The sequence below is a fragment of the Virgibacillus phasianinus genome (genome assembly GCF_002216775.1).
GTDB classification, from domain to species: Bacteria; Bacillota; Bacilli; order Bacillales; family Amphibacillaceae; genus Virgibacillus_F; species Virgibacillus_F phasianinus.
This window is the reverse complement of sequence record NZ_CP022315.1, coordinates 1,528,954-1,548,820: the sequence shown is the minus strand read 5'-3', so window position 1 is coordinate 1,548,820 and position 19,867 is coordinate 1,528,954. Positions and strand designations below refer to the sequence as shown.

Here is a 19,867-nt window from a genome sequence, read left to right as displayed (position 1 = left end):
TCAAAATCTATAAACTGCGACGTAACAGCAACGTGATTTCCGCTGTGGGCAGTCGCTTTCCGCAGCGGAAAACAACCCTGCGCATTTTTCGTAGGATATCACCTTACTATTAGGTCGCAATTTTTACCAACCGGGACAGATGAAAAAACAACCTTTTCAAAAAAAGCGCCCCTATGATAGAGGCGCTCCCAATTTATGCGTATAATGGATGTTTATTTGTTAGAGCATGCACACGATCAGCTGCTTCTTTTAGTTTTGCTTCATCTTCGTGGTTTTTCAACGTGAATGAAATAATGGACGCGATTTCTTCCATTTCCGCTTTACCAAACCCACGTGATGTTACTGCAGCAGTACCGATGCGAATTCCGCTTGTTACAAATGGACTTTCTGTATCAAATGGAATTGTGTTTTTATTCGTTGTAATTCCGATATCGTCAAGCACTTTTTCAGCAACTTTTCCGGTAAGTCCAAGTGTTTTTACGTCTAATAGTAAAAGATGGTTGTCCGTACCGCCGGAAACAATCCGCACACCGTCACGGGTCAATGCCTCGCCCAACGTTTTTGCGTTTTCAATGATTTGTTTGGAGTACACTTTAAAATCATCTGATAGTGCCTCTTTGAATGAAGTTGCTTTGGCAGCAATCACGTGCATCAACGGTCCGCCCTGCATACCAGGAAATACGGATTTATCAATTTTTTTCGCAAATTCCTCTTTACAAAGAATCATGCCACCGCGTGGTCCGCGCAATGTTTTATGTGTTGTAGTGGTAACAAAATGAGCATGTTCAACCGGGTTCTGGTGAAGTCCTGTTGCAACCAATCCTGCAATATGTGCCATATCTACCATTAAATAAGCATCAACTGCGTCAGCAATTTCACGGAACTTAGCAAAATCAATATGACGGGAATATGCGCTGGCACCAGCCACAATCATTTTTGGCTTAACTTCTTGTGCCTTTTTCAAAACTACATCATAATCAAGCTGTTCTGTATCTTTTTCTACACCATAGTCAACAAAGTTATACAAGGTTCCGCTGAAGTTCACTGGACTTCCGTGTGTCAAATGTCCGCCATGGTTTAAATTCATGCCAAGAACTGTGTCACCAGGTTCTAGAACAGTAAAATAAACAGCCATGTTTGCTTGTGCACCGGAGTGCGGCTGAACGTTTACATGATCCGCACCGAATAATTGTTTGGCTCGATCGCGCGCTAGGTTCTCTACTACATCAACGTGTTCGCAGCCGCCATAATAGCGTTTGCCTGGATAGCCTTCAGCATATTTATTCGTCAATACAGATCCCATTGCCTCCATAACCGCTTCTGAGACAAAGTTTTCTGATGCAATCAATTCAATTTTGTCATGCTGACGCTTTTTTTCATCCTGTATTGCTTGATATAATTCCTGATCTCCTTGTTTTACATGTTCCATATTTAGCTCCTCCTATGTGTGTAAAAATTAGTTACAGCTTTTGTTTTCAGGTTGACTAGAATAGATAGCTCGTTCCCCGCCAATTAATTTCGGCCTTGTTTTTGCCCCTGTCACACGTGCCTTCCCAACCATCTTCTGTGCAAAGCGAAGTGGTATTGCAACATGCTTCAGGTGCATGCCAATCATGGTGTCACCAATATCGATACCTGACGATGCCCGAATCTTTTCTACCACAACTGGATTATCCATGTGCTTGTACGCGTAGGTTGCCATCGATCCCCCTGCTCTGGGTGCAGGAATAACGGATACTTCTTCATGAACAAGTGGATTAAATGCCGCCTGTTCAATTACAAGCCCACGGTTTAAATGTTCACAGCACTGAAAGGCAAGATTCACACCGGTTGCCTTCTTCAAGTCCTTTAGACCAGCAAAAATAACGGCAGCCAAGTCCTCGCTTCCAGCTGTTCCAATATGTTCTCCAGCTACTTCACTCGTTGAACATCCAATTACGAAAAAATCATTCGGATTAAGATCATCACGCATCTTCCATTCATTTACAAGCCCTTCCATGTCGGTTTTCACTTGCTGCTGTAAATCAATCACGAGCAATCACCTGTCCCTATACTAGATATCGACAAACTTTGGCAATCTCTGACTTTATCTTTCTTCGTAGGCAGTAACTTTTCCAATCCGATTCGCGTGACGGCCGCCGTCAAATTCCGTTTGCAGCCAAATTTTTGCGATCTCACGGGCTGGCCCTGGTCCAATGACGCGTTCGCCCATAGCAAGCACGTTTGAATCATTGTGCTGGCGGGTCAATTTTGCACTATATGCATCATGCACTAATGCACAGCGAATTCCAGATACTTTATTTGCTGCTATGGACATGCCAATTCCTGTCCCGCAAATAAAAATCCCGCGATCAAATTCACCTTTCGCAACACGTTCTGCTGCAGGCAGTGCATAATCCGGATAGTCAACTGAACTTTGACAGTCACAGCCAGTATCCTCATACTCTATTCCTAATTCGTTTAGAAGCTCAATCACTTCATTACGAAGGGTCATTCCTGCATGGTCTGCTGTTAAAATTACTTTCATGCCTTTTTCACTCCTTATCCTGTAACTCTATTATGCATCATTTTAACTTATTTTTCGATTTTTTTAATTAACTGATCAATGTATAGTTCCAGTTCCACCAGTGTTGCCTGATAAACTGGTAAATCGCCGCCAAAAGGATCTGAAATGTCATAATTGATGAGACTCGACTCTAGCCTCTGTATCCTTTGCAAGTCCTCACGCATGTATTCCGAAAGTTGATACTCCAATGTGAGCTGGTCTATTTTGTTTTGGTGTTCCTGGATAAACGTTGACCGCTTTTCCTGATAATCGGCGTAAGCAATCTTTAACTCCCGCCACACATCTTTATCCGCGTCAGACACATATTCTTTTAACGTATAGTATTTATCCTGGAATTTCGGATGATGTAAGATCAACGACTGCTTATGTTGGGTTGTCATCGTCAAAACAAGGTCTGACCAGTACAGCAGCTTATCTGTAACTGGCTGTGAATAGTGGTCCAGAGTAATTCCCTTTTGGTTCAATGCCTCTATTGCTGTTTGGTTCACCCGTTGATTTTTCCCAGCAAAAATACCCGCAGACTGTACAGTTGCATGCGGTAATTTGTTGGTTATTAACGCTTCTGCCATCGGGCTTCGGCATGTATTTCCGGTACAAATAAACAAAATGTTCATAACCAAACCTCCGAGTAAAACTGGAGTTAAACAGTAAATAAACTCCTTCTCAAACTATACCATAGAAAGAAGGAGATTGTCAGAAAAAAACAGTATTATTTCGAAGGTTGTCCATCTTGTTAATGAAAAAGTAACAGGAGGCCGAATGCACAAAGGATGCTTCCTCCCAGCATTTCACTGTATACACCAAGGATTCCATGCACCTTCTTGCCTGCAATCATGCCAATCCATGTTAAAACCATGCTGGCACCACCGAACAATAACAGAGCAATAAATGTTTTCACACCCGACATACCAAGACTTAGTCCGACGGAAAAGCTGTCCAGACTAACACTAAATGCAAAAAGGATTAAGCCAATACCTGTAGGCTGGATAAACTTTTTTGCTTCGTGGTTAAATGCAGAGAAAAACATTTGGGCACCAATTGCAAATAATAACAGGCTTCCAATAAAGACGGTTACATCGCCAATTTGTCCGGATATGGCCTTTCCAAGCACAATTCCTATAAATGGCATGATGATATGAAAAATACCAATAACAATCCCTATGTAAGCAATTCGTTTCAGCCGAATCCGCTGCATCCCCATTCCGAGGCTAACGGAAAAAGCATCCATACCGAGTGCAAATGCCATAAATATTAATGACACCAATTCCCCTAAGTGTTCCTCTACCATTTACAAATCCCCCTCGAAAAGCTCTCTCTCGTACAATCTATGCTAGTCCAGGAAAGGATATGACCTCAGGAAATCTTTAGAAAACTTGGCGTTCGCCAAGCCTTTGGGCGAATGCCTTAGTTGCACTTATGCAGAAAGAAATATGGATATACTTTCTTTACTGCTAAAAAAAGATGCGGGCCATCTGTCCGCATCTTTTCTACTTCACATATTTAGTTGCTGCTTTTTTAAGGCGATTCATTATGGCTTGTCCAATGTTTTCTTCCGGAAATGCCTCGCAAATGATCAAGTCAATATTTCCATTTTTAAAAGTACGCAAGGCATTATAGAGGTTAATGGCGACTTCCGCCAGGTTTCCTTGTTTCCCGAGCTGAATTTTTTCATCGGCCCGAAGCATTTCCGCAGTTTCATCACTGGCCATTACTCCAACTTTACGCCCGTTGTTCCTTTCAATGTCAATTATCTCCTGCAGCTTATCCACAGAACCTTCCACCAGCCATAATGGCGCCTCTGGTGCATAGTGGGTATATTTCATACCAGGAGCTTTTGGTTTATCCGTTCTATTCGTTTGGGGCTTGTCAACGTGCACTTCACCGACCACTTCTTCAATCTGTTCCAATGTAATGCCACCCGGACGCAGAATGATTGGAATTTCACCCGTACAATCAATTACGGTTGATTCCAGACCTACCCCGGTTGGTCCCCCATCCAGCAGGCCATTTATTTTTGAATTCAAGTCCGTCCACACATGATCGGCTGTAGTTGGACTTGGTTTGCCTGATATATTTGCACTTGGCGCGGCTACTGGAATATCCGCTTCCCTCAATAGTTGCAGTGCCACCGGATGTTCTGGAATCCGAACGCCGATTGTTGATAAGCCAGCCGTAACATTATCCGCACAAGTCCCGTTACTTGGCAAAACAAATGTGATTGGACCAGGGGAAAAAACGTCCATCAGTGTCTCTGCCTTTTCTGGCAAATTGTCCACAAGGGCTGTTAATTGCTTTTTTGTTGCAACATGAGCAATTAAGGGGTTGTCTGCCGGTCGTCCCTTCGCTGCGAAAATCTTAGCAACTGCGTCCTCACTCGTTGCATCAGCACCAAGCCCATAAACTGTTTCCGTGGGAAAAGCAACAGTCATTCCGTTCCTTAAGAATTCTGCTGCTTCTCGTATTTCCTTATTATTTATTTGAACATTATCATGTAAATTCCATCGCACCGTGTGTGTCATCATCTTTACCTCATTTCTATCACCCATTTTAGTCGATGACAAGAAATTTGGCAAAAGCAACGAACCGGATAAAGTTTAACAATTCTTGTTTTGTGGACAAATTGTGCATAAGTAATAGTTTATCCCCAGGTTATCAACTGATTGTTAACAACTTATGTTAATATCCACAGGATTCATTAAGAAACTTCGTATGCCCACCAATTACCACTGCTTTTAACCGGTATATTCACAGGGCATTCCTCTTGTTGTGGACGAAACTGCAGTGATTCTAGTAAAATGTCCACCAATGGTTGTTGACTGTGCACATATACACAGGTCGCCTGGTTTTCCTTTGCGATAGCCAAGATTGATTCAATAATCACCGGTAATCCTTCTGCCGCCTGCCTTGTTACATGCAGCTTCTTCAGCCAATGCACCCCATCTTCCATGGCATCCAGTACAAAGCATCCCTCAATCTGTTCATTCATTTGCACAACATATCCTTTTTCCATTAGAAGTGACTTATCCACATCCGGGTTATTTTTAATAAATTGCTCTAACCTTGCATATGAAACATCTTTTGCTAGAATCAATTCCATCTATCTCACCCCTTAAACTTAATAGTTTCCATCTACTAAAACTATGTTATGCGCACCAGATACGTATTATGACAGGCCTAACCATTCAAATAGGAAAAACTTCTTCTCAACCGGTTCTTCTTCCTCCTGTTTAGTAGGTTCCTCAGCACTTGCCTTTGCAGAGGCAACGGAAGTTCCATTCGAAAAATCCAGAAAACATAGTGGTGGGAACAGGACACACCACCAATTCGCGCCCTTGCCTTTTCCAATAGTTATTAACACCGCTTCATATTCACCAGCAGGATAGATATAATTACCATAAAGCTTTGTAGGGAATGTCACGTTCGGACCGTATTTCACTTCAAATGTCTGGTCTTTGTCTTCCTCTTTTAACGTGTCTGCTACTATTGACTTTATCTCAGGAAGTCTTGCCTGAATTAATTCACGTGCTTCATTAATATCAGAAATATCCTTCACCCATTTGGAGATATTCGCATTCACTGCATCACGTACTGTACGTTTTACCTCCTGATCGCGGTCCCCATCGCTATTTGCTAGAATTCGTAACCGGATCGCCTCATCAGGTATAACTTGATAGCCCTTCTTATCTTCAGTAGGCTGACTTGCTCCATTAGCTGGCATTGATAAAAATAATATAAAAAATATAAGTACAAAAAATAGGATTTTCTTCATCATCTGTTCCCCCTCAACCGTTTGTTTCTATCAGTATGGGCGGGGTTGGATAATTTTAAACTAGTAATCTACTAAAAAATTCGTGGACGGGGCTCAGTGCTGCTGTGCCCGGGGTTTGCGGTGTTGTGCTCAGTTTGTGTTGCTGATTGTACGGGGGAGGTGGTACTGAGTTCGCAGTGCTGTCGCCCGAGTTCAACCATCTGTCTCCCAGGTATCGCACTGTCAAAACGAAAAGACTTATCCAACTGCAATAAGTCTTTACATGTTTGCTGAAATAATACGATCATGTCCGTTAATGTCTTTAATAACCGCTACATCAGCTTTTGGATATTTATTTTTTATTAACTGGGATACTGCCCGCCCCTGTTCATGACCTATTTCGAAAACAGTTTTCTTCACACTAGGCGGCATGCTGTGGATAATTTGTTTATAAGCTGCAAGGCCATTTTCATCCGCAAATAACGCCAGGTGTGGATCAAACTTCCTAACCGTATCGGACAGCAATGATTCATCAGCTGGAGCAATATATGGCGGATTGGAAACCAGAATGTCTGGGTTTATCCCCTTATCCACAACTGGTTGCACAAAATCCCCCTGCATAAAAGTGACATTAGCTCCTAATCTCTTTGCATTCTGTTTAGCGATATCAAGGGCCGACTTTGATAAATCCGTTGCATAAACTTTGGCCAGTGGGAGCTCCAGTGCCAACGTAATCGCGATAATTCCGCTTCCAGTACCAATATCAGCGATAGTCTGTGGCTCGTCCTTCGCATTTTGGAGAATATGCTCAATTAATTCCTCCGTTTCCGGACGCGGAATCAATACATCTTTATTCACAATAAATTCTCTGCCATAAAATGATTCTGCACCAGTAATGTGCTGAATCGGCATCCCGGTTTCTGCATGAAGTGTAATCGACTGTTTAAACGTATTCACAATTTCACTAGGAACCGGTTCGCGCATATTTGCAAAAAACGCCGAACGTGACGTGCCAAGATAATGCAGTAATAAAAGTTCACCTACATGTGTCTCCCTATGATGTTTTTCTAAAAAAAGAGAAGCCCATTGCAGGACTTCATATTGTTTCATTTCCATGTTATTCACCGATTTGCTCTAACTTTTTCGTTTGTTCTTCCATTTGCAGCGCTTCAATAAACTCATCCAATTTTCCTGTTAAAATTTGGTCAAGCTTTTGAATGGTTAGGTTGATTCGATGGTCCGTCACACGATTCTGTGGAAAGTTGTACGTGCGGATCCGTTCCGAACGATCACCGGTACCGACTGCTGACTTTCGGTTTTCATCGTACTCCGCCTGTGCTTCACGCTGGAATTTATCATAAACACGTGCGCGCAAAACCTTCATTGCCTTTTCCTTGTTCTTAATCTGTGATTTCTCATCCTGACAGGATACAACAACTCCAGTTGGCATATGTGTCAGGCGAACGGCAGACATCGTTGTATTAACACTTTGTCCACCTGGTCCACTTGAGGCAAAGGTATCAACGCGGATATCATTATCATGTATTTCAACTTCGACTTCTTCCGTTTCTGGTAAGACAGCAACAGTAGCAGTTGACGTATGAATTCGCCCACCAGATTCAGTCTCTGGTACACGCTGCACGCGATGTGCACCATTTTCATATTTCAAACTAGAATAGGCACCATTTCCATTAATCATAAAAATGATTTCTTTATATCCACCAACACCAGTCGAACTCGCTTCGATTACCTCTGTCTTCCAGCCCTGTACTTCAGCGTAGCGGGAATACATCCGGTATAAGTCTCCAGCAAACAATGCCGCTTCATCGCCACCAGCTGCACCACGAACCTCCATAATTACGTTCTTATCATCATTTGGGTCCTTCGGCAATAGAAGAACTTTTAGCTTTTCTTCCAATTCCGCTTGCCTCTCGTTCAGGTCAGCTATCTCTGCCTTTACCATATCATGCATTTCATCATCTAATTTATCTTCAAGCATCGCTTTTGCATCGTCAAGTTGTTCAACAACTTCCTTATATTCACGATAAACCTGGATGACATCTTCCAGTCCAGACTGTTCCTTGGAGTATTCACGCAGCTTTTTTGTATCACTGATTACATCAGGATCACTTAGCAATTGATTTAATTTATCATACCGATCTTCTAATGATTGTAAACGTTCTAACAACGCCGGCCACCTCTTTCTCATTAACAGTATAATTATAGTATACGATAGTGTGCAGGTCAAAGGTGACTTGTTAAAAACAAATTAATGGACCAGGTTTCCCTAGCCCACATCCTTCTATGCTTCATCTGCCAATGTCCAGCTTTTTCCGCGTTCATCTTTATATACAATGTGTTCCTCGGTAAATTTAGTTGGTGAATCAAGCCCCGCCGCTGCAGCTACGCGGAATAATCCTTTTCGCATTGTGATCACGTAATTAGCCGTCCGCCACTTTTTCTCCCCTATAACAAGGGCTTTCTGCAGTTCGGGATCTGTTGTCGCTACACCAACTGGACAGACATTTGATTCACATTTTAATGTCTGAATGCAGCCAACTGTTATCATGAAACCACGGGCGATATTGACAAGATCCGCGCCCATTCCAAGCGCAATCGCCACCCTGTCTGGAGAAAACAATTTACCTGATGAAATGATTTTAACCTGATCACGTACACCATATTTTTTCAATGCACGATGTACAAGCGGTAATGCGGACTTGATTGGTAATCCAACACTGTCAGTCAATTCCTGATAGGACGCACCTGTTCCACCTTCACCACCATCAACCGTAATGAAGTCCGGGCCTTGGCCTAAATCACGAATATGCTTGGCCAATTCCTCTGCTTCATGTACACTTCCTATTACAATTTTCATTCCAACAGGCATACCTGTGTGTTCCCGAATACGGTCAATAAATCCAAATAATGATGGAATATCACCGTAATCCTCAAATCTGTTCGGACTGTCAATTGATTTAAAAGGCTCTACTTTACGAATTCTAGCAATTTCTTCGGTAACCTTTTCAGCGTCAATATGACCGCCACGCGTCTTTGCTCCCTGGGCAAGTTTAACTTCAAATGCTTTTACTTGCGGAATTTCACTCTTTTTTAGTAACTCATCCCAATCGAAATTCCCTTCTGGATCACGGACCCCAAATAACCCCGGGCCGATCTGCATAATGATATCCACACCACCCTTTAGGTGATAATCGGATAATCCGCCTTCCCCAGTATTCATCCAGGTACCCTTTGCAATTCCTAACCCTTCCGATAAAGCCGTAATCGCATGCTCACCTAAGGACCCGTAGCTAATGGCAGACATACCGATTTGCCCTCTTACCTTGAACGGGTGTTTTACGTTCGGCCCGATAACAACTGCATCTTCTTCTGGCAGTAAATAAACACTCGATTCATCTTTTTCCAGGTGCTCTTCTCTTTCCGTAAATAATGGGTCTTTGATTAATAGATAGCGGTCTGTTGTGACTTTTGTATCATTATCCATTCTCAGTTCTTCTGTTAGCCTTGGAAACATGGAGTTTCGTATATAATAACCCGGTGCCTCAAAGTCCCTTTGCGATCCAAATCCATACACGTCCCGCTTGTATTTGGCCTTTTTCACAATGTGCTGGAAATCCCTTCTCGAGAATGGTTTTCCTTCATTATCATTGTTAAAAAAATATTGGCGAAGTTCTGGTCCAATTTTCTCAAAAAAGTAGCGGACTCTACCTACAACAGGGTAATTACGGAGTACTGGATGCTGCTTCTGGGAACGATCTACGGAATAAACATATAGGGCTATTATAATTAAAACAATTACAATTATCGCTATTACCACAAAGCCTATAATTGTAAAAATATCCGCTAAATTCATGTTTCCATCCTACCTTTCACGACTAATATACGTTACAGATAGGGTGTATCATTAGCGGGATTACTATACGTATAAAACCCGCTATTCGCCTTTTGCTTAATAGCGAATGTATACTAACATAAACTCTTAAAGAACAAAAAAGAGTACCATTGGCACTCTTTTACTTCGTCAACTTTGATAATGACTTTAAAATGGGGTTACTGGGTTTATTAGGCACTTCATGATGATGACGGCATCTCGGTTCGTATGATTCTGATGCTCCAACCAGGATAATCGGGTCATCGTAGGACGCTGGTTTTCCATTAATCAAGCGCTGTGTTCTACTTGCAGGTGATCCGCAAATTGGACAAATTGCATTCAACTTAGTGACTGACTCACTTAATGCCATTAATTTTGGCATTGGTCCAAAGGGTTCGCCACGAAAATCAGTATCAAGACCAGCGATGATTACACGGATACCTTTATTTGCAAGCTCGTCTGCAACGTCGACAACACTTTCATCAAAAAATTGCACTTCGTCTATTCCAATAATGTCAATATTGCCATTTATATTTTCCAGGATTTCCTGCGAATTCTTTACGGGGCGTGCGATCGTTGATGTTCCATTATGAGAGACAACGGAATCCTCAGCATATCTATTATCAATGGCCGGTTTGAAGACACGTACGGACAAATTTCCATAAGTAGCCCGGCGAACCCGGCGTATTAATTCTTCCGATTTGCCGGAAAACATGCTGCCGCAAATTACTTCCACCCAACCACTTTGTTTCATTACGTACATGAGCTGAGTCTCCTTTCACAAGGTTATTCTTATCTATTATTTTATCACTATTTGCTGTTTTATGTAGTGGAAATTATAGTTTATTTTTGTTTTTAGCAAGTAAAAAACAGGCAAAATAAGACACTTTGCCTGTTACTTACAGTGATGTTAGATCACTTTTTGTTCAATCCAGCTTCGGCTCCTAGAAGCCTACGCTTTTTATTTCATATTATATTTTTTCTTGAATCGGTCTACGCGGCCACCGACTTTGTCTGCTTTTTGTTTACCTGTGTAGAATGGGTGTGAATCTGAGCTAATTTCCACACGGATTAATGGGTATGTGTTGCCATCTTCCCATTCAATTGTTTCCTCTGATCCTTTAGTTGAACCACTTAGAAACTTAAAGTCTGAGCTTGTATCAAGAAAAACTACTTTTCTGTACTCCGGATGAATATCCTTTTTCATGTCATTACACTCCTTTTTGCCCTGAATCCTTTAGAGACAGAGTTATTGTAAGAGCCATCATAGGTTTCTTACACTTTTAAAAAGTATAAGTCTTTAAGGCCTTCGCCAATAGTTCCTGGCGACAAGCCAAGATTTTCTAACCTTGTCGAAACTCACATAAAATGATTATATCAGTCTCCGTACATGATTGCAATACGACGGCATTATAAATTATCGTTAGCTTTTTTATTAAGGCAATCACGTTGCTGTTACACGCAATTAATATCAACTGCGGTGATATTAGCAACAAACTATATTATTTTTTCGTACCTCGACGGGTCATGTCCTCATCCATTTGCTGGAAGAATTCTTCATTACTTTTAGACCCTTTTAGGCGACGAAGGAAGCGGTCAAGAAAGCCTTGTGAATCCTGCATTGTTTTACGGATTGCCCAAATTTTATCAAGATGGCTTTTCGGAACAAGCAACTCTTCTTTTCTTGTTCCTGAGCGTAATATATCTATTGCTGGGAATATACGGCGTTCCGCAAGACTGCGATCGAGATGCAGTTCCATGTTACCTGTTCCTTTAAATTCTTCGTAAATTACGTCATCCATCCGTGAGCCGGTATCAACTAACGCAGTTGCTAAGATGGTAAAGCTTCCACCTTCTTCAATATTTCGGGCTGCGCCAAAGAATCGTTTTGGACGATGAAATGCCGCCGGGTCGATACCACCGGATAATGTACGTCCACTTGGTGGAATTACCAAGTTATACGCTCTAGCCAGTCTGGTGATACTGTCCATTAATACGATGACATCACGTTTATGTTCTACTAGTCGCATGGCACGCTCTAGGACTAATTCGGATACTTTGATATGACTTTCCGGAACCTCATCAAATGTTGAACTGACGACATCTACATCAGAAGCCACGGAGCGTTCAATATCTGTTACCTCTTCCGGGCGTTCATCCACCAGCAAAATGATTAGTTTCGCGTCAGGATGATTTTTCGAAATGCTGTTGGCAATCTCTTTAAGCAGCATTGTCTTACCCGCTTTAGGTGGTGCAACGATCAACCCACGCTGGCCAAATCCAACCGGTGTCATTAGATCAATGATACGTGTTGACAATTTATTTGGTTCTAATTCCAGTTTCATTAACCGATCAGGGTAAAGCGCTGTCAATGCAGGAAAGTGAACACGTTCCTTCGAGCTCTCGGGATTATCACCATTTACTGCATCAACGTGCAATAAACCATAATATCTTTCATTTTCCTTTGGTGGACGGACTTTTCCTGAAACCCTGTCACCATTTCGCAAATCAAAACGACGGATTTGTGATGCAGAAATGTATATATCTTCTGCACTTGGTGAATAGTTGATCGGGCGCAAAAATCCAAATCCCTCTGAAGGTATGATTTCTAAAATTCCGTTCATGAATAAAAAGCCATCTTTTTCTGCCTGTGCCTTTAAAATGGAAAAGATAAGTTCACGTTTTGTTAGTTTCGCATAATAGGAGACCTTGTACTCTTTTGCTAATGCATAGATTTCTTTTAATGTTAGTGTCTCCAAATGCGATATTGATAATTCAGCCATAAAATCACCACGCCTATTTATTTTTACATGCTAGTTTCTTTTAAACTATTTATTACTTTGTTTCATTTGACCGACTATAGAAAACAGGTACTCGCCTCTAATCTTTGGCGCAGTTTCCCTTGTACTTTAAGTAATTATAAATCTTTATCGTTAGGCTTTCGCCATTAATTCTTGGCGGTAACCATGATTTTTGAATAATGAATTCCCTGAAGTCCTTAGACAGCTGCAGCGGAATATGGTATTAATGAGATTTCCTCTTCTAATATGAAGGTAAGTTCATGCAGACAGGAAGAATTGCCGGAAGCTAGAGTAGGAGTTTCTTTACACGGTATCAACTATATTAACCATTCCACACTACTATTAAACATCTACAATAGTATACGTTCCAATACAAAGTTTCAACTCTATTTTAAAAAACATCGAATTAATAGATAAGGAAGCCAAAAACACTGGCTTCCCCGCATCCTATTTTCTTTACGGTTCCATAACAAGGTTAGGTTTCTTTTGCAGGCTGTGTTCGCCGTCGATGAACCTTACAGTACCACTTTTCGCACGCATTACAACAGTTTGTGTCGTAGCCTTTGTACCCTTGAATTGAACACCTTTTAATAATTCACCGTCAGTTACTCCGGTTGCAGCAAATATAGCGTCATCGCCGCCACAGAAATCTTCCATCGTTAAAACTTTTTCAAAATCGGTTATCCCCATTTTTTTACAACGGTCACGTTCTTCATCATTAGATGGAATTAACTTTCCTTGCAGCTCGCCACCTAAACATTTTAGTGCTACCGCGGCCAATACACCTTCTGGGGCGCCGCCAATACCAAAGAGAATATCAACACCTGTATCATCAAATGCAGTATTCATAGCCGCAGCAACATCACCATCGGAAATCAATTTGATTCTGGCTCCAGCATCACGGATTTCCTGAATTACTTTAGCATGACGCGGACGGTCTAACACAATTGCTACCAAATCTTCTATTGCTTTCCCTTTTGCCTCCGCTACAATCTGCAGGTTCTTAAGTGTTGAATAATTAATGTTTACTTTTCCCACAGATTCAGGTCCTACTGCCAGCTTTTGCATGTACATATCAGGTGCATGCAAAAGTGTTTTATGATCAGCAATTGCTATAACAGCGAGCGCATTCCATGTTCCTTGGGCAACTATATTTGTTCCTTCCAGTGGATCTACAGCCACGTCAACACTTGGACCACTTCCAGTTCCAAGCTCTTCACCGATGTATAGCATTGGTGCCTCGTCCATTTCACCTTCTCCAATAACAACTGTTCCTTGCATCGGGATTGTATCAAAAACATCGCGCATAGCAGATGTTGCTGCATCATCCGCTTCGTCTTTCTTACCTCTTCCCATCCAGCGAGCTGAGGACAATGCGGCAGCTTCTGTTACACGAACTATTTCCATGGTTAAACTTCTTTCCATGATTGAATTCTCTCCCTTTTATTATGTATTTGTTAGGTTTACATGAAACACCTGACCTGGCATCAGGTCAGGGGTGGAATTTTACGAGTTCTGAAATTGTTCTACTTCATGATCGGACATTTCTTCGCGCCATACATTTGCACCAAGACTAATCAACTTATCTGTAATCTTTTCATAACCACGATCAATATGTTCAAGCCCGGTGATTTCAGTAACACCATTTGCCATTAAACCAGCAACAATCAGAGATGCTCCGGCACGCAAATCAGATGCCTTAACACGGGCGCCCTCAAGCTGAACAGGGCCTGATACAATAGCCGATCCACCTTCAACTTTAATGATGGCATTCATTCGTCTCAATTCGTCGATATGCTTCAAACGGGCTGAATAGATGGTGTCCGTCACAACACCTGTGTTCACGGCCTTCGTTAATAATGTGGTGAATGGCTGCTGGAGATCCGTTGGAAACCCAGGATAAACAAGTGTTTTGATATCCACACTTTTCAATGGACCACGAGGGGCAATAAATAATTGCTCATCATTTTCCTCAACCGTTACACCCATCTCACGAAGTTTCGCTAATACAGATTCCAAATGCTGCGAGATTACATTATCAATAATCACTTCACTCCCAGCAGCGGCGGCTGCAATTGCATAGGTTCCAGCCTCAATCCGATCTGGAATAATGGTATGTGTGCATCCATGAAGCGCTGACACACCCTCAATTCGGATTACGTCAGTTCCAACACCCTTAATCTTTGCTCCCATATTGGTCAGCAGTGTTGCAACATCAATTATTTCCGGCTCTTTTGCAGCATTTTCAATGACAGTTTTACCCTTTGCCTTTACTGCTGCAAGCATAATGTTAATGGTAGCCCCAACACTTGAGACATCCAGATAAATACGTGCACCAGTCAGTTCTTTGGCTCGAATATAAATAGCACCCTGCTCATTGGTTACTTCTGCTCCAAGCGCCTCAAAGCCTTTAATATGCTGATCGATTGGACGAGGTCCTAAATGACAGCCACCTGGCAAGCCAATCACTGCTTGTTTAAATTTACCAAGCATTGCTCCCATAAAATAATAGGAAGCCCGAAGTTTCTTTACCTTGCCATTAGGTAATGGCATGGAAATCATGTGTTCTGGATCGATATCCACTTTTTGGCCATCCCACTCGACCTTCCCACCGATTTCTTCGAGTAAATCACCAAGGGTGTAAACGTCAGAGATTTCTGGTAACCCCTCAATCGTTACGTTTGAATCAGCTAAAATGGCAGCAGGCAACAGTGCGACTGCACTGTTCTTCGCGCCACTAACTCGAACTTTACCTTTTAAAAGATTTCCGCCTTCAACTAACATTTTTTGCATTTAGATACCCCTTTTTCGAGGCTGCTCAATAAATATTGAACACTCATGTTTGATTTGTTGATCTTAGGTTGTACAATTTTTCCAATTTCATGCCCTAAAATTTACTATTTTTTGTTCCAGTCATTTAAGAACTTTTCGATTCCCTGATCGGTTAATGGATGTTTGACAAGCTGGCCTAAGACTTTATATGGGATGGTTGCGATATGTGCACCGTTTAATGCTGCATCAGTTACGTGTAGGGGATGTCTGATTGACGCTGCGATGATCTCAGTTTCAATCCCGTGACGGTCAAAGATTCCTGCTATTGTGGCAATCAAGTCCATGCCATCTTGTCCAATATCATCAAGACGGCCTAAAAATGGCGAAACATAGGAGGCGCCGGCGCGAGCTGCAAGTAATGCCTGATTTGCATTAAATATTAACGTTACGTTTGTTTTAATATTCAAGTCACTAAATGCTTTAACTGCTTTAAGACCTTCTAGTGTCATTGGTACTTTCACAGTGATGTTAGGTGCGATTGCAGCCAATTCCTTGCCTTCTTCAATCATACCTTCCGCATCTTCAGAAATTACTTCAGCACTAACTGAACCAGACACTTCATCTGTGATTTCTTTTAAACGTTCATGAAAAGATACGCCCTCTTTTGCTACTAGACTTGGATTTGTCGTAACTCCAGCCAAAATACCCAAAGCATTAGCGGAACGTATATCTTCAATGTTTGCTGTATCGATAAAAAATTTCATAAACCAAAAACCTCGCTTTCTCTCTGTCTCGTTATCAAAACGTAAGCAAGAAATTAATTTCTTGCTTACGGATGCTGCTAGTAAAGATGAGTTGCTTCACCTATTTTATTAATTCGCTACAATATAAGAATACCAATTAGAGTGTGATGTCGCAACAAAAAGCAAATTATAAATCGGTGACCAAGTAAGCATATGTCCACATTTTGGAAGATTTTTTATTCCAATAATCCATTCACCATTTCACAAACTTCCAGGATGTTGAATGGTTTTGCCACAATATGCTCGATCAATGCACAATTATCCTCCTCATGCATGATTTCTTCTACTAAACCACTCATTAAAATAGACGGAATAATAATGTTTTCAGCTTCCAATTGCTGCAAAACGTTCACACCATCCATCACTGGCAGCTTGTAATCCAGCATAATCAAATCGAATGTACGTGCATGAACGCGATCCAGAGCGTCCTTACCCGTAATAGCCGTTGTTACCTGATATCCCTCATTTGTGAATACCTCGTCCAGTAAAAAACGAATTCCAGGCTGATCGTCTACAACTAGAATGTGCTTTTTCATCTCCCTCATCCTTAACCTTCCCTCATTCTCTATGAAACTATCTCTATTATACAATTATCTCTGCATTTACGCTTGAAAATCAAGACCAAATTTGTAAAAATGTCTATTCGACAAAACCCGCCCGGCTTTCCTGGCGGGTTTCGGCAATAGATTTTATTCTTCCATTATTTTGTTTCCGCCCGGTTAACCACTGCTCCTACAAATCCTTTGAAAAGTGATTGTGGGTTGGTCGGGCGCGATTTAAATTCTGGGTGGAATTGGCAAGCGACAAACCATGGATGATTTTCAACTTCAATCGTTTCAATCAGCCGGCCGTCTGGACTTGTTCCTGAGAAAATAAAGCCATTTTCCTCCATTTGCTCGCGGTAATCGTTGTTGAATTCAAAGCGGTGACGATGGCGCTCATAGACCAAGTCTTCTTGATCATAGGCTTCTTTTGTTTTTGTACCGTCTTTTAATTTACAAGGGTAAATACCCAATCTTAGTGTGCCGCCAAGATCTGAAATATTTTTCTGTTCCGGTAATAAGTCAATGATTGGATATGGTGTTTCTGGAGCTATCTCCGCTGAATGTGCTCCATCCAAATGCAGGACGTTTCGGGCAAATTCAACCGTTGCAAGCTGCATTCCAAGGCATATACCAAAGAATGGTATGTTATTCTCTCGCGCATAGCGAATTGCCTCTATTTTGCCTTCAATACCACGATCACCAAATCCACCCGGTACTAGAATACCATCAACACGTGACAGTTCATGCTTGATTGTTTCCTTATCCAGTTTCTCTGCGTTAATCCAATGCACAGCAACATCTGTGTCATAAGGATACCCTGCATGCTTCAATGCTTCAACCACAGATAAATATGCATCGGGTAATTCTACATATTTACCAACTAGTCCAATGGTAACTGTTTTGGATAAATGACGGACTTTATTAACCAATTCGATCCATTCATCCATTTCAGCTGGCTGACATGCCAAACCAAAATGATCGCAAGCCAATTGGTCCAAATTCTGCTCCTGCAGTGCAATGGGTACCTGGTACAAAATGTCGGCATCGCGCATTTCAATTACTGCCTTTTCATTGATATCACAGAACAAGGCAATCTTTTCTTTCATATCTTTACTTATTGGCAATTCCGTACGGAGCACGATTGCATCAGGCTGGATTCCCAATGATCTTAATTCTTTCACACTATGCTGAGTCGGCTTTGTCTTCATTTCACCTGCTGCTTTAATGTAAGGTACTAGGGTACAGTGAATGTACATCACATGATCACGGCCGATATCACTTTTAATCTGCCGGATTGCCTCAAGGAATGGCAAGGACTCGATATCGCCAACTGTTCCACCAATTTCAGTAATAACCACATCAGCTTTGGTAGCTTGTCCAGCACGATAAACCTGTTCCTTAATCTCATTTGTAATATGAGGAATTACCTGAACTGTTCCCCCTAAATAGTCACCACGACGTTCTTTTTTAATAACGCTTGAGTAAACCTTTCCTGTCGTGATGTTGCTGTATTTATTTAAATTAATATCGATGAAGCGCTCATAGTGACCAAGATCAAGATCAGTTTCCGCACCATCTTCCGTTACAAAGACCTCACCATGCTGATATGGACTCATTGTTCCAGGATCAACGTTAATATATGGGTCAAATTTTTGAATGGTTACCTTTAGTCCGCGATTTTTCAGCAATCGTCCTAAAGATGCTGCTGTAATTCCTTTTCCTAGCGATGAAACAACACCGCCTGTTACGAAAATGTATTTCGTCACGTTGCATCCCTCTTTCTTTTATGTCCTTATCTTTTCATACATTGGGAATAATTATTAACAAGAATAGCCTAAGTACCTGGTTCACATGCTTGACCGGAATAGACCGTTGTTGTTACCAAGCATTAAATCGAAATCTTGGCCTGTCGCATTAACTAATGACGAATGCCTTAATTTTTTTACTTTATACCGATTAAGATTTATACCTTCTTAAACTGTAAAAAATAGAAACTTTCCTAATCAGGAAAGTCCAAGAGACGCCAGGTACCTGCTAACTATGCTTAATAAAAATAAGAAAAGCGCTCCCCCACTTAGGGGGAACGCTTTTGAAAGTTAATTTTAAGAGCCCAATAAAAATTGTAGCATAAGGGTTGAAAAAGTCAAGCGTACTTTTGCTATTTTTGCTTCTCTTCCTCTTCTTCGTCATCGTAATCTTCATCATCGTCATAATCATTGTACTCATCGTCATCATCGTCAAAGTCTTCATCATCAAAATCAGCATCATTGTCCAGGTCATCCGCTAATTCCTCGATGTCGTCATCAACAATGTCCAATTCTTCTTCATCCTCATAATTATCTTTCTTTGCAGCCTTTTTCTTCTTCGCCGGCTTTTTCTTTTTCTTAGGAGCAACAGAAATTTCCTCATCACGCTGATCAATGGAATACCAGCGTTTCAGCCCCCATAAATTAGACCCTTTTGTCATAAAACGGCCATCCATATTTAAATCCGTATAAAACTGTGTAATATTTGATTCTTTTTCTTCCTCGGAGAATCCCTTTAGCCTTGCGATTTCTTTGAAAATATCCCGAAAGTCCATATCTTTCTTTTTATCAAATAAGATGATGCTTGCCAATTCGATCATGGAAATTTTCGAGATCTCCTCGTGGCTATACTTTTTCAAGCTCACGGTAATGCACTCCCTTTATATGTAAATTGTTAGTAATATTTTCATTATGCCGTTAACCATACCATACAT

20 protein-coding genes are annotated in these 19,867 nt (G+C 41.4%); all 20 read right to left on the bottom strand.

Annotation, left to right across the window (positions count from 1 at the left end; genetic code table 11):
* Positions 1-193: 193 nt before the first annotated feature.
* Entirely contained in the window at positions 194-1,429 is a 1,236-nt protein-coding gene (locus tag CFK37_RS07835) for a serine hydroxymethyltransferase (RefSeq protein WP_089061337.1), read from the bottom strand.
* Positions 1,430-1,456: 27 nt separating this feature from the next.
* On the bottom strand, positions 1,457-1,999 hold the full coding sequence (locus CFK37_RS07830; RefSeq protein WP_216639624.1) for a TIGR01440 family protein: 543 nt from the start codon (positions 1,997-1,999) through the stop codon (positions 1,457-1,459).
* Between the two features lie 87 nt (positions 2,000-2,086).
* On the bottom strand, positions 2,087-2,527 hold the full coding sequence (gene rpiB, locus CFK37_RS07825; RefSeq protein WP_089061336.1) for a ribose 5-phosphate isomerase B: 441 nt from the start codon (positions 2,525-2,527) through the stop codon (positions 2,087-2,089).
* A gap of 47 nt (positions 2,528-2,574) precedes the next feature.
* On the bottom strand, positions 2,575-3,180 hold the full coding sequence (locus CFK37_RS07820) for a low molecular weight protein arginine phosphatase (protein ID WP_089061335.1): 606 nt from the start codon (positions 3,178-3,180) through the stop codon (positions 2,575-2,577).
* A 119-nt stretch (positions 3,181-3,299) separates the two neighbouring features.
* Positions 3,300-3,854 (bottom strand): manganese efflux pump MntP, encoded by a 555-nt coding sequence (locus CFK37_RS07815; protein WP_089061334.1) that lies wholly within the window; start codon positions 3,852-3,854, stop codon positions 3,300-3,302.
* Positions 3,855-4,053: 199 nt separating this feature from the next.
* Positions 4,054-5,085, bottom strand: coding sequence for an L-threonylcarbamoyladenylate synthase (locus tag CFK37_RS07810; protein ID WP_089061333.1), 1,032 nt, complete (start codon positions 5,083-5,085; stop codon positions 4,054-4,056).
* A gap of 176 nt (positions 5,086-5,261) precedes the next feature.
* The gene (locus CFK37_RS07805) at positions 5,262-5,663 is read right to left on the bottom strand and encodes a GNAT family N-acetyltransferase (protein WP_089061332.1); all 402 of its coding nucleotides are present in this window, start codon (positions 5,661-5,663) and stop codon (positions 5,262-5,264) included.
* Positions 5,664-5,729: 66 nt separating this feature from the next.
* Positions 5,730-6,335 (bottom strand): stage II sporulation protein R, encoded by a 606-nt coding sequence (gene spoIIR / locus CFK37_RS07800; protein ID WP_089061331.1) that lies wholly within the window; start codon positions 6,333-6,335, stop codon positions 5,730-5,732.
* Positions 6,336-6,593: 258 nt separating this feature from the next.
* On the bottom strand, positions 6,594-7,430 hold the full coding sequence (gene prmC / locus CFK37_RS07795) for a peptide chain release factor N(5)-glutamine methyltransferase (protein WP_089061330.1): 837 nt from the start codon (positions 7,428-7,430) through the stop codon (positions 6,594-6,596).
* Position 7,431: 1 nt separating this feature from the next.
* The gene (prfA, locus tag CFK37_RS07790; protein WP_089061329.1) at positions 7,432-8,502 is read right to left on the bottom strand and encodes a peptide chain release factor 1; all 1,071 of its coding nucleotides are present in this window, start codon (positions 8,500-8,502) and stop codon (positions 7,432-7,434) included.
* A gap of 114 nt (positions 8,503-8,616) precedes the next feature.
* Positions 8,617-10,188: an FMN-binding glutamate synthase family protein gene (locus tag CFK37_RS07785; protein ID WP_089061328.1), complete on the bottom strand. Its 1,572-nt coding sequence runs from the start codon at positions 10,186-10,188 to the stop codon at positions 8,617-8,619.
* A 160-nt stretch (positions 10,189-10,348) separates the two neighbouring features.
* Complete coding sequence (locus tag CFK37_RS07780) at positions 10,349-10,969, bottom strand: thymidine kinase (protein WP_089061327.1); 621 nt, start codon at positions 10,967-10,969, stop codon at positions 10,349-10,351.
* Between the two features lie 198 nt (positions 10,970-11,167).
* Positions 11,168-11,413, bottom strand: a complete 246-nt coding sequence (locus CFK37_RS07775) for a type B 50S ribosomal protein L31 (protein ID WP_089061326.1) — start codon at positions 11,411-11,413, stop codon at positions 11,168-11,170.
* A gap of 295 nt (positions 11,414-11,708) precedes the next feature.
* Positions 11,709-12,989: a transcription termination factor Rho gene (gene rho, locus CFK37_RS07770; protein WP_089061325.1), complete on the bottom strand. Its 1,281-nt coding sequence runs from the start codon at positions 12,987-12,989 to the stop codon at positions 11,709-11,711.
* A gap of 474 nt (positions 12,990-13,463) precedes the next feature.
* Positions 13,464-14,432, bottom strand: coding sequence for a class II fructose-bisphosphatase (glpX, locus tag CFK37_RS07765; RefSeq protein ID WP_089061324.1), 969 nt, complete (start codon positions 14,430-14,432; stop codon positions 13,464-13,466).
* A gap of 81 nt (positions 14,433-14,513) precedes the next feature.
* Positions 14,514-15,800, bottom strand: a complete 1,287-nt coding sequence (locus CFK37_RS07760; protein ID WP_089061323.1) for a UDP-N-acetylglucosamine 1-carboxyvinyltransferase — start codon at positions 15,798-15,800, stop codon at positions 14,514-14,516.
* Positions 15,801-15,904: 104 nt separating this feature from the next.
* Positions 15,905-16,543 (bottom strand): fructose-6-phosphate aldolase, encoded by a 639-nt coding sequence (gene fsa / locus CFK37_RS07755; protein ID WP_089061322.1) that lies wholly within the window; start codon positions 16,541-16,543, stop codon positions 15,905-15,907.
* Positions 16,544-16,758: 215 nt separating this feature from the next.
* On the bottom strand, positions 16,759-17,118 hold the full coding sequence (locus tag CFK37_RS07750) for a response regulator (protein WP_089061321.1): 360 nt from the start codon (positions 17,116-17,118) through the stop codon (positions 16,759-16,761).
* 164 nt (positions 17,119-17,282) lie between these two features.
* Positions 17,283-18,893 carry a CTP synthase gene (locus CFK37_RS07745; RefSeq protein WP_089061320.1) on the bottom strand — a complete coding sequence of 537 codons (1,611 nt, stop codon included), beginning with the start codon at positions 18,891-18,893 and terminating at the stop codon, positions 17,283-17,285.
* A 392-nt stretch (positions 18,894-19,285) separates the two neighbouring features.
* Positions 19,286-19,798, bottom strand: a complete 513-nt coding sequence (rpoE, locus tag CFK37_RS07740; protein ID WP_089061319.1) for a DNA-directed RNA polymerase subunit delta — start codon at positions 19,796-19,798, stop codon at positions 19,286-19,288.
* Between the last annotated feature and the right edge of the window lie 69 nt (positions 19,799-19,867).